Consider the following 17,377-nt stretch of genomic DNA (forward strand, 5'->3'; position numbering starts at 1 on the left):
GTTTCGGCGTTGACAGGCTTCCGCGGCCGACTCTACGCTCGCCGCAATGTCGAACGTCATTCGACAATGCCGAACAGGTGCGAAGAGTCAGCTGATCAGCCTCGCGAAGGCGACGAGCGGAACGGACGCGATCCATGTCTGAGAACGACGGTCCCCGCCTGGCCGACGCGCCGCGCCCGGAGCCGCGCACGGCGATCCAAGCGCTCGACCGGACCATGGCTCTGCTCGACGTGGTCGCGGACGCGGGCTCGCACGGGGTCGCGTTGCGTGACCTGGCCGAGCGGGTGGGGCTGCCGGCCTCGACGGCGCGGACGCTGTTGGCGTCGCTGGTCACGCACGGGTTGGTCGCGCAGCATGCCGGCAGCCGCCAGTATCTGCTGGGCTCGCGGTTCTTCGAGCTCAACCGCCGGTTCGTGATGCAGACGGACCTGTCCGCGACGGCCGCGCCGGTGCTGCGGTCGCTGTGGGAGCGCACCGAGGAGACGGTGCATCTGGCGGTGCTGCACGGCTCGCGGCGGGTGGACATCGCGGTGCTGGTCAGCCCGCAGCTTCTCACGATCGACCCCACGTCGGCGCGGTTCGTCGACGCGTCGGCCACACCGCTGTACCGGACCGCGGCGGGCAAGGTGCTGTTCGCCGGGATGCCGCGGCCCGAACGGCTGACCATGCTGCGCTCCGCGCCGTGGCGCGACGAGCATCCCCGTGACGAGGGCGAGCTCATGGACAGCATGGACGACATCGCGCGCAGCGGCTACGCCACCAACATCGAGGAGGAGGCGCCGGGTGTCTGCGGCGTCGCCGCGCCGGTACGTGACCACACCGGCCGCGTCGTCGCGGCGGTGTGCGCGGGCTACCCGGCGGTGCGGCACACGGAGGCGCACGCCGCGACGTTGCGTGACGAGGTCGTCGACGCCGCCGCGGAGCTGTCGCTGCTGCTCGGCGCGGACCCGGGTGTGGTGAGCGCATGACCATGGACTACGACGTCGTCGTCGTCGGCGGCGGCACCGCCGGCGGACCGGCCGCGGTGCAGGCTGCCCGGCTGGGCGCGCGCACGCTGCTGGTCGAGAAGAACGGCGCACTCGGTGGCACGACGACGGTTGCCGGAGTCTCGCTGCCAGGGCTGTTCCACGCCTGGGGCCATCAGGTCATCGCCGGCATCGGCTGGGAGACGGTGTCGCGGTCGGTGCGCGAGGCCGGTCTCAGCCTGCCCGACTTCACCCGCTGGGACCTGCCGCACCACCGGCTCCAGGTGCGGGTCTCACCGGCCGTGCTGGCGGCCGTGCTGGACGACACCGTGGTCAGCGCCGGGGCAGAGCTGCTGCTGCACGCGATCGTCGCCGAGGCGGAACACGACGCCGACGGCTGGCGGCTCGCGCTGGCGACGAAGGACGGCCTGCACCGCGTCCGCGCCGGCGCCGTCGTCGACTGCACGGGCGACGCAGACATCGTCGCGCTGGCCGGGCTGCCGCGCCGCACCCCGCCCCGTCGTCAACCCGGCACCATCATGGTGCGGTTGGGCGGGTACGACCTCGCCGCCATCGACGTCGACGCGGTACAGGCCGCGCACGACGACGCCGTCCAGCGCGGGGACCTGATGCCGGCCGACCTCGCGCACAACACGGTCGGGAAGTTCCTGCGGGTCCGCGGCGAGAACGCCATCCACGTCACCGGTGTGCAGGGCGGTACCAGCCGCGACAAGACCGCCGCCGAGCTGGCCGGGCGCCGCACGCTGCTGCGCATCTTGCGGTTCCTGCGCCGGCAGCCCGGCCTGGAGGACGTCCGCATCGAGTCGTGGGCGGTCGAGACCGGCATCCGCGAGAGCTGGACCATCGACGGCTACGCCACCATCACCGTCGGCGACTACGTGTCCGGACGTGTCTGGCCGGACGCGCTGAGCAACAGCTTCTACCCGATCGACGTGCACCGGCCCGACGGCGACGGCATCGACATCCGCCCGCTGCCCTACGGGACGGTGCCGACGATCCCGCGTTCGGCCATGATCCCACGCGGGTCCACCCGGATGGTCGTGGCCGGCCGGGCCATCAGCGGTGACCAGGATGCGTCGTCGGCGTACCGCGTCCAGGCGTCCTCGATGGCCATGGGCCAGTCCGCCGGGGTGCTCGCGGCCCGCGCCGTCGCCACCGGGACGGACGTCATGGACCTGCCGCTCGACGTGATCCGCGCCGACCTGCGGGCGCACGGCGCGATCCTCCCCGGCGACGTGGTCATCCCGCCGTTGCCGGACAACCGTCCCGCCCAGGCCGGTCAGGGCCGCACCGCGGCGACCGCCGGGCCCTCCGATCCCTCGCCGACGAAGGAGTCAGCATGACCATCGACGCCCGGTCCCGCGTCCGGCGGACCGCGACCGCCACGCTGGCGGCGACCCTCACGACGGCCCTCACCGCCTGCGGGTTCGTCAACACCGACGACAGCTCCACCGAGGACGGCAGCGACGACGGCGGCACGGTCACCGCCTACGTCAACACCGAGCAGAACGCCGGATTGGCCCCGCTCGTCGAGGCCTACCAGGAGGAGACCGGCACCACCGTCGACATCTCCTCGGCCAACACCGACGAGCTGAACCAGCAGCTGCGCGTCCAGCTCACGTCGGGGACGGCGGCGGACCTCATCCGGGTGTCGCCGGGCAACTCCAGCCCGGTGGCCGCCGGCGTGCTGGGCCGTGAAGGGGAGCTGGCCGACCTGACCGACGCGGCGTGGACGGCAGACCTGTCCGACGACACCCGCGCGCTAGCCGAGGTCGACGGGCAGGTGCTCGCGTTCCCGGTGAGCCGCAACGCCATCGTGATGGCCTACAACAAGCAGGTCTTCGCCGACGCCGGCCTGGAGGTGCCGACAACCTGGTCCGAGCTGGTCGCGGCCTGCCAGGCGCTCGCCGACGCCGGTGTCACGCCGATCGCGGCGCCGTTCCAGGGCGGCATCTACTTCCAGTTCTGGGTGTACGCGCTGGCCGCGACGCTGGTCTACCCCGAGAACCCGGACATCGACGAGCAGCTCGCCGCCGGCGAGACGACGCTGGCCACCAACGCGGCGTGGGGCGAGGTGTTCGCCCGCATCGCCGAGCTGCGCGACGCCGGCTTCCTTTCCGAGGGCATGCTCGGCCTCCCGCCGGACCAAGGCCTGCAGTCGGTCGCGACCGGCGAGTCCGCCATGGTGCTGCTGGTCTCGGCCGGCCTGCCGCAGCTGCACGGCTACAGCGACCAGGGCGCCGAGGCGTTCGACGTGTTCGCGCTGCCGGCGAGCGACGACGCCGCGTCCACGCACGTGCCGGTCGCGCCGGACTTCCTGGCCGTGAACGGCGCCGCGGAGGACCCCGACGCCGCCCTGGCGTTCCTGGAGTTCCTCGCCCAGCCGGAGAACGTCGAGGCGTACGCGAACGAGATGGGCGTGCTGCCCGGCCTGGACGTCGGCGTGAGCCTCGACAGCGCCACGCTCGACCCGATCGAGCCGCTGCTGGCCGAGGGCCGCAGCGTCGGCTACGCGAACTACCTGTGGCCCAACGGCGACGTCCAGCAGACGATGCTGCAGTCCGGGCAGGAGTGGCTCGACGGAGCCATCGAGACCGCCGACCTGCTGACCCAGATGGACGCGGAGTACGCCCGGGGCCAGTCGTGACGGTGACCCTCCGCCGGCCCGCCGTGGCCGGCGGGCCGGGCCCGGGCCACCGGCGGGTGCGGCGCCGGTCGAACGTCCCGTACCTGCTGGTGGTGCCGGCGCTGGTGTTCTATGCCTTCGTCGTCCTGGTGCCGACGCTGACCGGTGCGGGGTACGCGTTCACCGACTGGGCCGGCCGGCGCGGGACGCCCGGGTTCGTCGGGCTGGACAACTTCACCGAGCTGTTCTCCGCACCCGCGGCCCGGTCGGCCCTGCGGAACACTCTCATCATCGCGGTGAGCACGACCGTGGTGCAGACGCTGATCGGCCTGGCGCTCGCGCTTGCCCTGCACTCCTCGCTGGCCAGTCGCAACGTGCTGCGCACCATGTTCTTCGCGCCGGCGCTGCTGCCGCCGGTCATCATCGGCTTTCTCTGGCAGTACATCCTCACCCCGGCCGGCCCGCTCAACGACGCGCTCGGCTCGGTCGGGTTGGGCGGGCTGACACAGAACTGGCTCGGTGACGCGTCGGTCGCGCTGGCCAGCGTCATCGCCGTCATCATCTGGCAGAACGCCGGGCTCACCATGGTCATCTACCTGGCGGGTCTGCAGGGCGTGCCACCGGAGCTGCACGAGGCGGCCGCCATCGACGGCGCCGGGCGCTGGCAGCGCCTGCGCAACGTGACGCTGCCACTGCTCGCGCCGGCGACCACCATCGCGCTGTCGCTCACACTGATCGGCAGCCTGAAGCTCTTCGACCAGGTGTACGTCATGACGAACGGCGGGCCCGGCTACGCCACCGAGACGCTGTCGGTGGTCATGTACAAAGAGGCGTTCGTGTCCGGCCGGTACGGCTACTCCACGGCGATCGCCCTGGTGCTCACGATGATCGTCTTCGCGTTCGCGCTGCTCCAGCTGCGCGGCCTGCGCCGATACGAGGTGCGGCAATGAGCGCGGTCGAGGTGGGCGGTACGACGACGGCGCCACCGCGCGTGCGCCACGGCGGCCGGCGCTGGACGCTGCCGCGCATCGGTGCCGAGCTGGGCATGCTGGTGGTCGCGGCGGTCTTCCTTTTCCCGTTCTACGTGTTCCTCTCGGTCGCGCTGAAGACGCCGGCCGACCTGGCGCGTTCGCCGTTGGCGTTCCCGACCGACCCGGCGCTGGCGAACTTCGCCGACGCGTGGGAGCGCGGCGACCTCGGCACCGCGATGGTCAACTCGGTCGTGGTGGCCGGGTTCTCGGTGCTCATGCTGGTGGCTGTCGGCTCCCTGGCGGCGTACGTGCTGGCCAGGCGGGGCTCGCGGCTGAGCTACGGGCTGTACCTGCTGTTCCTGCTCGGCCTCATGATCCCGCTCCAGCTCGGCATGGTGCCGCTGTACCAGGTGATGCGCGACCTCAACCTGCTGCAGACCTACACGTCGCTCATCATCTTCGAGGTCGGGCACCAGCTGCCGCTCGCCGTGTTCCTCTATGCCGGGTTCCTGCGTGCTCTGCCCAAGGAGTACGAGGAGGCCGCGAGGGTCGACGGCGCCGGCCCGCTCTCCGCGTTCGGCCGGGTCGTGTTTCCCCTCCTGCGGCCGGTCACGGGCACCGTCGTCATCCTCTCGGCCATCAACATCTGGAACGACTTCCTGACCCCGCTGCTGTACGTGGGCGGCAGCCCGCAACAGACGCTGCCGGTGGCGATCTTCGCCTTCCGAGGCGAGTTCGCCAGCCAGTGGCAGATCATCTTCGCCGGCATGGGCATCGCGATCCTGCCGATCCTGGTCGTCTACTTCCTGCTCCAGAAGTACGTCATCAAGGGCTTCGCCAGCGGCATCAAGGGCTGACACCACCGGAGGCATCCATGACCGTAAAAGGCGTTCGCCCGTCGCGGCGGACCGTGATCGTCAGCGGCCTCGCCGGGGTGACCCTCGGCGTCGCCGGACCGGCCACCGCGCGGGCCGACGAGCCGGCGCCGAGCCGTGACCCGGGCAGCGGTCCGCTGGCACCGCTCGCGCCGTTACCGGCCGGCGCACCGCGGCGGGCGGACTTCGCGCCAGCGGAGCAGCGCTATGCCCCGTACCTGGTGACGCTGGCCGCGATGGCGAACGACGTCGACGACTCCGACACCGACCTGCGCGGCTACCTGGCTGGTGGCTGGTGGCGCACCCCCAGCGAGCCGTTCAACGCGCGGATCATGGAGCACGTCGCGACCCTCGCCTGGTTCTACGCCACCGACCGGCCGTGGAACCCGTACGCGGCGACCCGGCGCTGCTCGCCCGGCTGGACGCGGCGATCGGCTACTACCTGCGTCTGCAGCACGACGACGGCTCCTGGCCGGAGTACAGCGTCGGCGAGCGGTCCCGGGCGGCGACGGCGTTCGCGCTGGGCTACCTGAGCAAGACGCTGGAGCGCCTGCGCGCCGCGGAGGCGCTGCCGCAACGGCGGGCGGAGGTCACCGGGGCGCTGCGGCTGGCGATGGCGTGGTTCCTCGACCCGGGCAACGCGGACATCTGGCAGGACAGCATGGTCGAGTTCGCGAACCAGCCGGCCGCCGGGCTGGCCGGGTCGGCGAAGGCGTTGGCGCTCGATCCCGACGAGAGTCTGCGCCGGCTGCTCGACGACCGCATCGGCTACTTCGCCGAGTACGCCCAGAGCCCCGCCGGGTTCCTGTACGAGCCGCGCGGCATGGACATCGCGTACAACCTCAACGTCACGCTCACCGAGATCCACGAGATTCACACCGAGCTGGGCAGCCCGGTGCTGCTGCCGCTGGTGCGCCGGCTCGCGGACTGGTTCGGCTACACCGTGGTGCCGGAGCCCGACGGTGCCGGGCTGGTCTCGTTCGCCTCCGGTGCCGCCCGCACGCCGATGTACTTCCTCGACGCGGTGACACCGGACCGGCAGCAGCGCGACCTGGGCTCGGTGTTCTGCCGCTCGGTGCCGGGGCTGCGGGTGTTCTATCCCGCTCGCGAGGACCGCGCGGCGCAGCGGGCGGCCTGGGCGGCGGCGTCCGAGCCGATCGCGCCGCTCGCACCGGGCGACACCAACCCGCGCATCCCCGCGAACATCCCCTACGGCGAGGGGTATCCGACGCGGTCGCAGCGGGCTGCCGCGCTGGCCGGGCTGCCGGCTGTCCGGCACGAGCGCTTCACCGAGCTGCGGGCCGACCCGCAGGACCAGCACTACCTGTTCGTCCGCCGCCCGTCGTACTACCTGCAGGCGTTCTTCGGCACCCGGCCCAACCAGGTGGTGCGGGCCGGTCTCGGGTTGCTGTGGCACCCGGCGGCCGGCACGTTCGTCCACGGCGGCCAGAGCTCGAACACCGAGTGCTGGGCGACGGTGCTGCCGAACGGCGGCACCGACGCGGCCTCGAACCTGACGCCGTCGTACTTCGACGGTCCGGCCGGGACGGGGACGGCGGTGCCGGCCGACGAGGTGCGAACGGTCCGCCGCGACCTCGGCCTGCGCTGGACCACGGCCGGTGGCAACGTCACCGGCGCCGTGCTCTTCACTGACGCGGGTCTGGTTCGGGAGGCCACGACGACGATGGACGGCCTCGAGCAGGTGCCGCTGGTGCTGCGGCCCCACGACGACGTCCGCTGGTCGACCGGCGGCGCGGCGGTGTACGGGGAGGCCGCCGCGGCCACCGCGACCGGCATGACGATCACCCGCGGTGGCGTCACGCTGTCCATCGACTGGGGCGGCCCGGCCGCCGCCACCGTCGCGCCCACCACGCGCACGTACTTCCTCGACGCATCGCGTCGGCTGCACGTGTTGCGGGTGCCGATCGGCCGGGCCGGGAGGATCGCCTACACGTTCGGCTGACGGGTGAAGACGTGCAGGTAGGGCGGCCGCGGCCGGATCGCCGGCGCGGGCGGCGTCGGGCCGTGGTCGCCGAGCAGCGCGACGTACCGAGGAGCGTGGCGAAGTCGAGCTTCACCAACCGGGCGGCGAGTGCCGGGTCGGCGAGCTGGTGCTTGGGGGCCCGCGCCAGCCGCCCGAGCGCACAGTCGACGGGTGACCAGCCAGGAATCGATCGAGGAGTCAGATCTGGGTGACAACGTTTCGGTAGGCGATGGTCGTGGACTTCGCCGGCTTGTCGGACTCGCCACCCGTCGAGCTGTGCGCGGCGCGCTCAGCGGCCGCATGCGGACCTGGACGGTGCGTCCGGCACCGTTCAGCACGAGCGCCGGCCATGGGGGCGACGGGTCAGGGTGCGGTCATGCGGCGGGCGAGCTCGACGACGGCGGCTCGTTGCGCGGTGCGTTCGACGCCGTCGGCGCCCACGGTCATGCGGACGACGTGTGGTGCGACGAACCACCAGTCGACCAGGGCCATGACGCCGTAGAGCAACTGTCCCGCGGAGACCGCGCGCGTCACCAGGCCGCGCTTCTGGGCGTCGGCGATGGCCGCGACCTTCTCGTGCTGCAGTGCGGTGCGCTTGGCGGCCGCGACCGCCTCGCCGCCCGTGGCCAGCCCTTCCCAGTGCAGCAGCCGGATGAAGTGCGGGTGGTCGGTGTGGTGGTCGAACAGCCGGCCGGCGTACTCGCCGAGGTCGGTGGCCTGGTCTTGGGTGAGCGGCACGGCCGCCGCCAACCGCTGCAGCTCCTGTTCGAGGACCGCGCGGAAGAGCCCTTCTTTGTCGCCGAAGTACTGGTAGATGCGCTCCTTGTTGACGCCGGCCGAGCGGGCGATCCGGTCGACGCGGGCGCCGGCCGGACCGTGCTCGGCGAACTCTTCGACGGCGGCGTCGAGCAGGCGGCGTCGGGTCGCCTCGGTGTCCCAGGCCATGGGTCCACGGTAGCAACTCCAACTGTCTAGTTGCTTTTTCGGTCGGCACGAGGCAAACTCCAACCATGCAGTTGGAAACCTCTCGCCCCGCCCCGCCGTCCGCCCACCGTCGTGCTCTGATCATCTGGCTGTCCATCTACCCGCTGGTCACCGCGGGACAGCTGCTACTGCGCCCGGTCACCCGCGACCTGCCGATCGCGTTGAGCACGCTGATGCTGACGCTCCTCGTGGTCCCGGTGGCCGTCTACCTCGTCATCCCCGCGCTGACCCAGCTGAACGCGACGATCACGGCCGCACGATCACGCCGCGCGCGACCAGCTCGACGGTGACGGCGACGGCCGCGGCCTCGACCGCCAGCAGCGCGACCAGCACGAAGAGCTGCACCGCGCCGGCCTGCACCGGGCTGGCCCCGCCGATCAGCATGCCGACGAACGCGCCGGGCAGCGTGACCAGCCCGACCGTCCTGGTCTGGTCGAGCACCGGGATGAGGGCGGTGGTGGCCTGCGGCCGGGCGATCTCCAAGGCGGCGTCGCGAGGCAGCAGCCCGACCGACAGTGCGGCCTCCACCTCGCCGCGCCGGGCCGCCAGCTCATCCAGGGCGCGGCGGCCGGCCAGCGCCGTCGCCGTCATCGCGCCGCCGACCAGGATGCCGGACACCGGGATCACCGCCAGCGGGTCGGTCGGCAGCACGCCGGTGGCCAGGAGCCCGACGACGACCGGTGCCGTGCCGGCCGCGATCGGCAGCACCGCCCACCGCCACGAGCGGTGCCGGGTCATCCGGCGCCCGGCCGTCACGCTGGCCGTCGTCAGCATCACGGCCAGGAACGCGACGGTGAGCGGCTCCAGCTCGACGACTGCCGTGAGCACCAGGGCGACCGCGGCCAGCTGACCGACCGCCCGCACGGCCGCCGTCACCACGGCCCGCTCGTGCCCCAGCCGCCCGGCGGCGCTGACCGCGACCGCGACGGCCATCAACACGACCATCGCGACCGCGAGCGCCGGGCCCACCGACAGCAGAGTGGACGACATGCCCGAGAATCCCACGCCGCGCGCCGTAATGTGGAGGCCGTGGTCAGGTTGACGAGGATCTACACGCGCACCGGCGACGACGGCACCACCGGGCTGGGCGACTTCAGCCGAACCCGCAAGACAGACCCGCGCCTGATCGCCTATGCCGATGCCAACGAGGCGAACGCCGTCATCGGCGTGGCCGTCGCGGCCGAGCGGGCCGGCATCGGCGGCGGCGACCTCGGTCCCGACGTGCTCGGGGTGCTGGAGCGGGTCCAGAACGACCTGTTCGACGTCGGCGCCGACCTCTGCCTGCCGCTCAAGCCCGAGTACAAGCACCCGCCGCTGCGGGTCCAGCCGCAGTGGATCGCCGAGCTGGAGGCCGACTGCGACCACTACAACGCCGAGCTGGCGAACCTGACGTCATTCATCCTGCCCGGCGGCACCGTCACCGCCGCTCACCTGCACGTGGCGACGACGACGGCGCGGCGGGCCGAGCGCTCGGCGTGGCACGCGTTGGAGACGTACGGGTCCGGCGACGACGACGGCGTCAACCCACTCACCGCGACCTACCTCAACCGGCTGTCCGACCTGCTCTTCGTGCTGGCCCGGTACGCCAACCGGAACGCCGGCGATGTCCTCTGGCGGCCCGGTGGCGGTCGGGCCGAGCGATAACCTCGGTCGCATGAGGCTGACGAAGTACGAGCACTCCTGCGTCCTCGTCGAGGACGGCGGCTCCCGCGTCCTCCTCGACCCCGGCGCGTACTCGCACGGGTTCGAGCAGCTCACCGGGCTGACCGCGGTCCTCGTCACCCACCAGCACGCCGACCACGCCGACATCGACCGGCTCCGGAGGCTGCTGGACCGCAACCCCGAGGCGGCACTGTACGCCGACGCGGGAACGGCCGCGGTGCTCGCCGAGGCCGGCATCGCGGCCGCGGTCGTGCAGCCCGGCGACCGCCTCGACGTCGGCACGACGGTGGAGGTGCACGGCGGCCACCACGCGGTCATCCACCCTGACGTGCCGGTGATCCCGAACGTCGGCTATCTGGTCGGCGGGCGGTTCTTCCATCCGGGCGACTCCTTCACCATCCCCGACGTGGACGTCGAGATCCTCGGCCTGCCCACCGGCGCGCCCTGGCTCAAGGCGGGCGAGGCCGTCGACTACATGCGGGCGGTCACCCCGCACGTCGCCGTCCCCATCCACGAGGCGGTCCTGGCCAACCCGGCCACGCACTACGGCCTGTTCGACCGGCTCGCACCGGACGAGTCCGAGCTGCGCGTCGTCGCACCTGGCGACACGATCGAGCTCTGACGGCGACGGCGGATGGCGGTCCTTTGGTGGCCCTGGTCGGCGGACGAGAGACAATAGGGACGTGAACGACGGCAGACCCACGCCCCACCGACGCCCGCAGCTCCGCGCGGAGCTGCCCGACCTGCCTGGCGACCCGGACCCGGCCGACCGCACCGCCGTCGCACACGCCACCGCGGCGGCCGTCATCCAGGCCGCGCGCGACGACGACTCGCGGCCCGGCACGACGCGCCGGCTGCTCGACCTCGCCGACCGCATCGGGCTGGATGAGATGGCCGAGCTGTGGCGCGCCTCCGGGCCGGGCACCTTGCCCGGCACGCTGTGGTCGCTGTATCTGCTGCGCAGCTGGGTCCACCGCAACGGCGCCGAGGCCGCTCGGGTCTTCGCTGCCGGGGAGCGCGTCGCCGAGGTCTCCACGGCGGTGGCCGGAGTGGCACACCCGCCCGGCCCGGCCGAGGTGGCCGCGCTCGGCGATGCCGTCCTGACCAGCGCGTTCACGGGTGACTTCGCGGTAGCGCTGGAGCGTGCGGGTGCGTTCTGCCGCGTGGTGGCAGCTGGGCGCGCGCACACTGCCGACCACGTCGCCGAGGATGAGGGTCAGCGGCAGACCCGGCTGGCCCGCGGCAACCTGCGCATGGCGGAGGAACTGGAGCACGCCGCGGCACTGTGGCGCCGCAACGAGCTGCACTGATCGCTCCCCAGACCCCCATGATCATCAACCGTTGGCGACGTCATGACGTCGCCAACGGTTGATGATCACGGGGGCCGGGTGGGAACAAGCGGGGAGATCAGGTAGTTTCTGGTACTGGCGACGGTCCCTCGGGGCTCTCGCTGGGCGGCGGGCCGTGGTAACCCCGGGTCCCACTTGTAGCCGCTACGAGCGGCCGTTGCGCCGAGAGGCGTTCCCGGCCCGACGCCCGAACATTCTTCCCGCCGTCGTCGCGGCGGGCCTACGACCAGCCCAACTCGTGCAGGCGGTCGTCGTCGATCCCGAAGTGGTGCGCCACCTCGTGCACCACCGTCACCAGCACCTCTTCGACCGCGTCCTCGGGTGACTCGCACAGCCGCAGGATGGGCAGCCGGAACAGCCGGATGGTGTCCGGCAGCACGCCGGTGTACCACTCGCCGCGTTCGGTCAGCGGCGTCCCCTCGTAGAGGCCGAGAAGCTCCGGGCTGTCGTCCGGCGCCTCGTCCTCGACCAGGATGACGACGTTGTCCATCATGGCCGCCAGCTCGGGCGGGATCTCGTCGATCGCCTCCGACACCAACTCTTCGAACTCCGCCTCGGTCAGCTCCAGCACGGGACCAGTGTCACGTGGGCGTGGTGGCGGATGGGGATGCGGGGTGCCGAATGTGTTACCAACAGGGTGTGGAGGCGACAACGCAGACCGCTGCGCCCGAGGCGCCGCGACGATTCAGGTGGCGGGACGGCGTGCGTCCCGCCACCTGGCCGTCGTGGCTCCGCCGCACCCTGTCCGTGCTGTCTCCGGTCGTGTTGGCACTGGTCGGGGCGTGGATCGCGCTGTCGGTCGCAGGGACCACACAGGCCTACGCGGGCCCGCTGGCCATCGACGTCGCGTTCAAGCCAACCATCGGCGGCGAGTCGATCATCCGCCTCGACCCGGTCGGCGCCGTCGTCCTCGACACCCACCAGGGGCCGGTGACGCTGGACATCTCCGTCCGGGAGGTGGACCTCGACGGGCTGAACGGCATCGTGCAGGACCCGAACACGCTCAGCAGCCTGGACGAAGAGATCACCAACGGCATCCAGGACGTCCTCGTCGATGCCGCGATCCGCGCCGCGCTGGCCGCCGTCATCGGTGCCGCGCTCGCCGCCGGGCTGGTGCTGCGCTCGGTCCGGCGTGCGTTGCTGGGCGCCGCGGTGGCCGCCGTCGCCGTCGTCGGCACCTACGGGCTGGCCGCGCTGACCTACGACCCCGAGTCGGTCCGTGAGCCCGCCTACACCGGACCACTGGCCGCCGCGCCGCAGCTCATCGGCAACGCCGAGGACATCGCCACCAACTTCGACGCCTACGCGGACCAACTGGCCGGCTTCGTCACCAACGTCGCCGCCGTCTACGACACCACGCTCAACCTCGAGACGTTCCAGCCGACCGACGACACCATCCGCGTGCTGCACGTCTCCGACCTGCACCTCAACCCGGCGGCCTGGGACATCATCGACGCGGTGGCCGAGCAGTACGACGTCGACGTCATCGTGGACACCGGCGACATCGTCGACCAGGGCACGCCGGTCGAGAGCGCGTACGTGCGCCCCATCGGCGAGCTCGGCCGGCCCTACGTCTTCGTCAAGGGCAACCACGACTCCGTCGCGACGGCCGCCGCCGTCGCCGCCCAGCCGGGCGCCGTCGTGCTCGACGGCGAGGCAGGCGAGGCGGTCGAGGTGGCCGGGCTGCGGTTCGCCGGAGCGCCGGACCCGCGGTTCACCCCGGACAAGTCCGTGCGCGGCATCCCGGACGACACCATCCGCACCGGCACCGAGGACTTCGCCGACGACGCCGCCGAACTCGACCCGCCGCCGGACGTCATCGTCTTCCACGACCCCAGCCACGCCGAGCTGTTCGACGGCATCGCCCCGCTGGTGCTGTCCGGGCACGCGCACAAGCGCGACACGTACACGCTGGACGAGGGCACTCGCGTGATGGTCCAGGGCTCCACCGGCGGGGCCGGTCTGCGCGGACTCCGCGACGAGGAACCCACGTCTGTCAACCTCTCGGTGCTGTACTTCAATCCCGAGACGAAGCGCCTCGTGGCCTGGGACGACCTGACGCTCGGCGGGCTCGGCCAGACCAGCGCCGAGATCGACCGCCACCAGGCCGACGAGGACGAAGGCGCCGCCCAAGGACCCGAGGACCCGTCGCCAGCTCCCGATTTGGAGAACTGAGCGCGCCCACCCTATGCTTTCAACGTCCCCGACGGCGACGAGCCATGGGCCATGTCGTCCAGTGGTCTGGTCCCCATCGTCTAGCGGCCTAGGACTCCGCCCTTTCAAGGCGGCAACGCGGGTTCGAATCCCGTTGGGGATGCGGTGCGCCTGCTCCGGCAGGAACGCCACGGCAACACATGCAAGGTCCTGTGGAGCAGCCAGGAGTGCTCGCCGCCCTGTCAAGGCGGAGGTCGCGGGTTCAAGTCCCGTCAGGACCGCCAGCTATCATCGCAGCTCAGGAGCCCTCTTCGGAGGGCTCTTCTGCTTCTCCGTGGTCGTCGATATCGCCCTGAGTCAGCGGAAAGTCAGCGAACAGCCCGCGAACCCTGCTTCCGGCCGCGCCCGAGTCGTGCGTGTAGAGGTTGAGCGTCGTCGTCGCCTGCTCGTGCCCCATGATCCGCTGAACGTCGTTGACGGGCACGCCGTCGGAGACCAGCCACGTCGCGTACGAGTGGCGCAGGTCGTGGAACCGCAACCCACCAGAGGCCCGGCGAGAGACCTCCATCACGGCGGCGGCCTCGGTCGTGAAGGTGTGCGAGCGCTCACGACCTGTGTCGTCATGCCAAGTGCCCCGGTACAGGCGTTCGCCTTCCTCGACGACCTTCCCGAGCAGTCCGGCCCGGACGAGCGCTGGACGCCACACCCGATTACGGAACAGGGTGCGCCGCACCGGTCCCCCGGCCTGGTTCGTGAACACCTCTCCGACGCTGCCCTCACCGTAGACGCGGCGATGCTCCCGCAGCGCTGCGATGACGAACGGCGGGAGCGGTACGACGCGGCGGCCGGCGCGCGATTTCGGGAACGGCTTCGTCGTGACCGTCCCGGCGACCTCGACGGCAACGCGCACGACGTGGACCTCGTCGGCGTCCAGGTCGACGGCGTCCCAGCGGAGGCCGGCGCACTCACCCCACCGCAGCCCGGTTCCACCGGCCAGCGCCACCAGGGCACGGTGACGGTCGGGAATGGCGGGCAGGAGCTGGCTCACGAACGCCTCGCGGCCGATTGTGCGCTCGTCAGTGTCCGAGCGACGGATCGCCGGGAGCTGGACGCCCTCACACGGGTTGAAGGCCAGCAACCGGTCACGCACGGCCAGCCGCATGATCCCCGCGAGCACGTGGAAGCACTTGCGCACCGTCGCGGGCGATCGGGTCCCGTGCAGCTCCGTGACCCAGCGCTGGACCGACGAATGATCGATTTTGCCCAGCGGCACGTCGCCCCAGCGTGGCAGCACGTGAGTCCGGAGCACCGAGTCAGTGCGGACGGTCGTCGTCGTGGCGCTCACTCGGCCAGCGGTCCACGTGCTCGCGTAGTCGGCGAGCTTGACATGCCCGGCACGCGGGTCGATGTAGAGGCCGCGCGACATGGTGGTCTCGACCTCGGCGAGGAACCGGGAGGCGTCGCGCTTGGTCGGGAAGGTCTTGGCGCGCTGGCGGCCGGACGGGTCGCGCCAGTTCGCCCGCCAGCTCCCGGCGGTGGTCTTGACGATGTGGCCCATCAGAACAGCCCGTCCTGTCCGGGCAGCGGCCCACGACCGGCGGGGTCGGGGAGCTGGGTGCAGTCGTTGAGCCAGTCCTCGAACGCGCGGATGGGGATGACCCAGCGTCCGCCGAGCTTGCGCGCGGGGATGCCTCCGGAGCGGACGAGGGCGTAGGTGCCGCCGAGCGAGATCGACAGCAGCGCAGACACTTCGGCGACGGTGTAGACGAGCCGCCCGGCGGGGATCTCAACGTCGGTTGGGCTGGTGTCCTGCTCGACGGGGCGAGCGGGACTGTCCGGGCCGGTCGAGCGGGAGCGGCGGTCGTGGAGGTTGATCACGTTGGCGGGCATGGCGGGTTTCCTTCCGGGGAGGCTGGGGCGGTTGCCGAAACATCGCCAGGCGGCGGCCGGGTGGCCTGTTTCGCCTGCTCGTACTGCTCACGCCAGCGCCGCCGACGGTCGATGGCGTGCCCGATGATCCGGGCGTAGGAGGGCCGGTCGGCGTCGCGGTCGAAGCGGACCGGCTCCCACACGTAGCGGGGGCGACCGTCCGGGCCGGTGGCGGTCGTGGAGTACTGGTCGTGCTCGTCCATCTCGACACCGGCCTCAGCGAGAGCGGCGCGGACGACGGCGGCCCGGTCCGCGCGGTGCTCGGTCAGCGTCTTGCCGGTCCAGCGGCGGGAGACGAGGACGCGGCGGCCACCCAGGCCGAGATGGTCCCGATCGTGGGCCTTGGACGTGCAGCGGCCGGGCTCGAGGCCGGGGCGGGCGTTCTTCGGCTGAGTGCCGTAGCGCAGCCAGTTCGCGCACGTCGGCGAGCACGGCAGCCACCGAACCTCAGCCGCCAGGCGGTCGACGTGGGCGCGGCGGGCGGGCGAGGGCTGGTAGTCGTCGTCGCCCATCGGGTCGCTGATCGACTTCGTCAGGTACTTGGTCAGGTAGCCGACGGCGCGGTCGGCCTGCGGGGTTCCGGCGAGGATGCCTTGCATGTCGACCTGGCGGCCGAAGCGCAGCACGTGCACCGGTTCCGCGTCGGTGTCGGAGTCGAGGTCGTCCAGGGCCTCATCCCAGGTCGGCAGCAACCAGCCGCCAGCGTCGACGTAGCCGCCCTGCTTCTCATCCCACACCGGCAGCCGATTCCCGGAGTAGACGGGGAACTCGCAGGACGGCCACCACACCTGGTGATACGTCGCGGCGACGACCTGACGCAGCAGCGCACGCGGGATCGCGCCACGCACGGCGGCATGCAGGTGCGGGGCGAGGCGGCGTTGCGGCTCGACGGCGGCGAAGTACTGCACGTTGAAGCCGGTCGCGCGGCGAAGGTTCTGCCAGAACCGGTCGACCAGCTTCGGGAAGTGCATCGCGTCCAGCCCGGCCCGCCGGTAGTCATAGCTCGCCGGGTCGGCCGGGACACCCTCGGACGTGACGCGGCCGTAGGACGGCATCGTCAGCGTCAGGAACATCGACGGCCGGTACGTCTTCCCGTCCGGGGACTCGAAGACACGGCCGACGGTGTGGGCCGAGATCGGCAGCCGGGGCAGGTCCGGCACGTCCTCACGGCGACGGGTCGACCGCACCCGGCGAGCGTCGTCGATGCCGTCGTCATCGTCGCCCTGGTCGCCGTCGTCGCCCTCGGGCGCATCGTCGGGCGAGGGCTCCAGGACCGGAGGCTCGGCGGCCAGGTGCCAGCCCTCCCGGCACTGCTGCATCCGCAACCGGCGCGCCCGCTCCGCACACGACGGGCACACCGCAGCACGGGTCGCACCACACGGGATCGGCACCGTCCGCGACTCACCCGTGACCGTGTCCGTCACCCGCGACAACACCGGCCGCACACACACCCCGTAGCTGATCGCGGCACGGCGGACCAGCTCGTCAGTGAGCACCGGAGCAGTCACGACCGCCCCACGGACGGGCGAGCGTTCACGACGAATCGGGGCTCATCCAGGTACGGCGGCCGCACCGGCAGCGCCCGGCCGTCGGCCTTCGCAGCGCTGGCCGGGGTCGCCTCGATCAGACCGTGCGTGCACATGCATGCCGTCATGCCGTCGTCACCCAGTGAGCCGAACCCGTCGCACTGATCGCACACCGCCCACAGCGACCGCTCATGCATCGCGATACAGCGCGGCAACTCACACCACCGCGTCTCGCACCAGATGCACACCTGCGCGAAGTTGAACCGCAACGGGCGAAGCGCCGGGACGGTCGCCTGCAACGTCTGGACTGTCATCGGAACCTCCGGGGATT

Annotated in this window: 18 protein-coding genes and 2 tRNA genes; 13 read left to right on the forward strand and 7 right to left on the reverse strand. The window is 71.8% G+C overall.

Annotated features, from left to right (window positions below; genetic code table 11):
- The first annotated feature begins 134 nt into the window (after positions 1 to 134).
- From E1269_RS06455 to E1269_RS06480, 6 genes are all read left to right on the forward strand, one after another.
- Positions 135 to 968, forward strand: coding sequence for an IclR family transcriptional regulator (locus E1269_RS06455; protein WP_131892568.1), 834 nt, complete (start codon positions 135 to 137; stop codon positions 966 to 968).
- Complete coding sequence (locus E1269_RS06460) at positions 965 to 2,329, forward strand: FAD-dependent oxidoreductase (protein WP_131892570.1); 1,365 nt, start codon at positions 965 to 967, stop codon at positions 2,327 to 2,329. Before E1269_RS06455 ends, E1269_RS06460 begins: the two co-directional genes overlap by 4 nt.
- Positions 2,326 to 3,633, forward strand: coding sequence for an ABC transporter substrate-binding protein (locus E1269_RS06465; protein WP_131892572.1), 1,308 nt, complete (start codon positions 2,326 to 2,328; stop codon positions 3,631 to 3,633). Before E1269_RS06460 ends, E1269_RS06465 begins: the two co-directional genes overlap by 4 nt.
- Complete coding sequence (locus tag E1269_RS06470) at positions 3,630 to 4,562, forward strand: carbohydrate ABC transporter permease (RefSeq protein WP_131892574.1); 933 nt, start codon at positions 3,630 to 3,632, stop codon at positions 4,560 to 4,562. The genes E1269_RS06465 and E1269_RS06470 overlap by 4 nt, the downstream gene beginning before the upstream one ends.
- Entirely contained in the window at positions 4,559 to 5,440 is an 882-nt protein-coding gene (locus E1269_RS06475; protein WP_131892576.1) for a carbohydrate ABC transporter permease, read from the forward strand. Before E1269_RS06470 ends, E1269_RS06475 begins: the two co-directional genes overlap by 4 nt.
- A gap of 397 nt (positions 5,441 to 5,837) precedes the next feature.
- On the forward strand, positions 5,838 to 7,421 hold the full coding sequence (locus E1269_RS06480; RefSeq protein WP_131892578.1) for a hypothetical protein: 1,584 nt from the start codon (positions 5,838 to 5,840) through the stop codon (positions 7,419 to 7,421).
- A 384-nt stretch (positions 7,422 to 7,805) separates the two neighbouring features.
- On the opposite strand, the gene E1269_RS06485 is transcribed toward E1269_RS06480, so the two are convergent.
- Entirely contained in the window at positions 7,806 to 8,387 is a 582-nt protein-coding gene (locus E1269_RS06485; protein ID WP_131892580.1) for a TetR/AcrR family transcriptional regulator, read from the reverse strand.
- A 65-nt stretch (positions 8,388 to 8,452) separates the two neighbouring features.
- Here E1269_RS06485 and E1269_RS06490 point away from each other — a divergent pair, with 65 nt between their 5' ends.
- Positions 8,453 to 8,716 (forward strand): putative antibiotic biosynthesis monooxygenase, encoded by a 264-nt coding sequence (locus tag E1269_RS06490; protein ID WP_131892582.1) that lies wholly within the window; start codon positions 8,453 to 8,455, stop codon positions 8,714 to 8,716.
- On the opposite strand, the gene E1269_RS06495 is transcribed toward E1269_RS06490, so the two are convergent.
- A complete protein-coding gene (locus tag E1269_RS06495) occupies positions 8,673 to 9,416 on the reverse strand; it encodes an ABC transporter permease (RefSeq protein ID WP_131892584.1) in 744 nt (247 codons plus the stop codon). The two genes, E1269_RS06490 and E1269_RS06495, sit on opposite strands and share 44 nt — an antisense overlap.
- 39 nt (positions 9,417 to 9,455) lie before the next feature.
- Between E1269_RS06495 and E1269_RS06500 the strand changes: the two genes are divergently transcribed.
- The 3 genes from E1269_RS06500 to E1269_RS06510 all read left to right on the forward strand — a co-directional run bounded on the left by E1269_RS06500 (position 9,456) and on the right by E1269_RS06510 (position 11,398).
- Complete coding sequence (locus E1269_RS06500) at positions 9,456 to 10,070, forward strand: cob(I)yrinic acid a,c-diamide adenosyltransferase (protein ID WP_131892586.1); 615 nt, start codon at positions 9,456 to 9,458, stop codon at positions 10,068 to 10,070.
- Between the two features lie 10 nt (positions 10,071 to 10,080).
- On the forward strand, positions 10,081 to 10,710 hold the full coding sequence (locus E1269_RS06505) for an MBL fold metallo-hydrolase (protein ID WP_131892588.1): 630 nt from the start codon (positions 10,081 to 10,083) through the stop codon (positions 10,708 to 10,710).
- A gap of 61 nt (positions 10,711 to 10,771) precedes the next feature.
- A complete protein-coding gene (locus E1269_RS06510) occupies positions 10,772 to 11,398 on the forward strand; it encodes a hypothetical protein (protein WP_131892590.1) in 627 nt (208 codons plus the stop codon).
- A gap of 259 nt (positions 11,399 to 11,657) precedes the next feature.
- On the opposite strand, the gene E1269_RS06515 is transcribed toward E1269_RS06510, so the two are convergent.
- Complete coding sequence (locus E1269_RS06515; RefSeq protein WP_203433026.1) at positions 11,658 to 12,008, reverse strand: metallopeptidase family protein; 351 nt, start codon at positions 12,006 to 12,008, stop codon at positions 11,658 to 11,660.
- A 131-nt stretch (positions 12,009 to 12,139) separates the two neighbouring features.
- Here E1269_RS06515 and E1269_RS06520 point away from each other — a divergent pair, with 131 nt between their 5' ends.
- From E1269_RS06520 to E1269_RS06530, 3 genes are all read left to right on the forward strand, one after another.
- Positions 12,140 to 13,612 carry a metallophosphoesterase family protein gene (locus E1269_RS06520; protein ID WP_162606258.1) on the forward strand — a complete coding sequence of 491 codons (1,473 nt, stop codon included), beginning with the start codon at positions 12,140 to 12,142 and terminating at the stop codon, positions 13,610 to 13,612.
- A gap of 69 nt (positions 13,613 to 13,681) precedes the next feature.
- Positions 13,682 to 13,754: transfer RNA gene (locus tag E1269_RS06525), tRNA-Glu, on the forward strand.
- Between the two features lie 43 nt (positions 13,755 to 13,797).
- A tRNA-Asp gene (locus E1269_RS06530) sits at positions 13,798 to 13,875 on the forward strand.
- A gap of 14 nt (positions 13,876 to 13,889) precedes the next feature.
- Here the strand turns inward: E1269_RS06530 and E1269_RS06535 are convergent.
- From E1269_RS06535 to E1269_RS06550, 4 genes are read right to left on the reverse strand one after another with little or no spacing between them, the layout of a single operon-like run.
- Complete coding sequence (locus E1269_RS06535) at positions 13,890 to 15,149, reverse strand: site-specific integrase (protein WP_131892596.1); 1,260 nt, start codon at positions 15,147 to 15,149, stop codon at positions 13,890 to 13,892.
- A complete protein-coding gene (locus tag E1269_RS06540) occupies positions 15,149 to 15,481 on the reverse strand; it encodes a helix-turn-helix domain-containing protein (protein WP_131892598.1) in 333 nt (110 codons plus the stop codon). Before E1269_RS06540 ends, E1269_RS06535 begins: the two co-directional genes overlap by 1 nt.
- Positions 15,466 to 17,028 (reverse strand): replication initiator, encoded by a 1,563-nt coding sequence (locus E1269_RS06545; protein ID WP_203433028.1) that lies wholly within the window; start codon positions 17,026 to 17,028, stop codon positions 15,466 to 15,468. Before E1269_RS06545 ends, E1269_RS06540 begins: the two co-directional genes overlap by 16 nt.
- Positions 17,025 to 17,360, reverse strand: coding sequence for a hypothetical protein (locus tag E1269_RS06550; protein ID WP_131892602.1), 336 nt, complete (start codon positions 17,358 to 17,360; stop codon positions 17,025 to 17,027). Before E1269_RS06550 ends, E1269_RS06545 begins: the two co-directional genes overlap by 4 nt.
- Positions 17,361 to 17,377 lie beyond the last annotated feature (17 nt).

Source organism: Jiangella asiatica (assembly GCF_004349065.1).
Lineage (GTDB): Bacteria > Actinomycetota > Actinomycetes > Jiangellales > Jiangellaceae > Jiangella > Jiangella asiatica.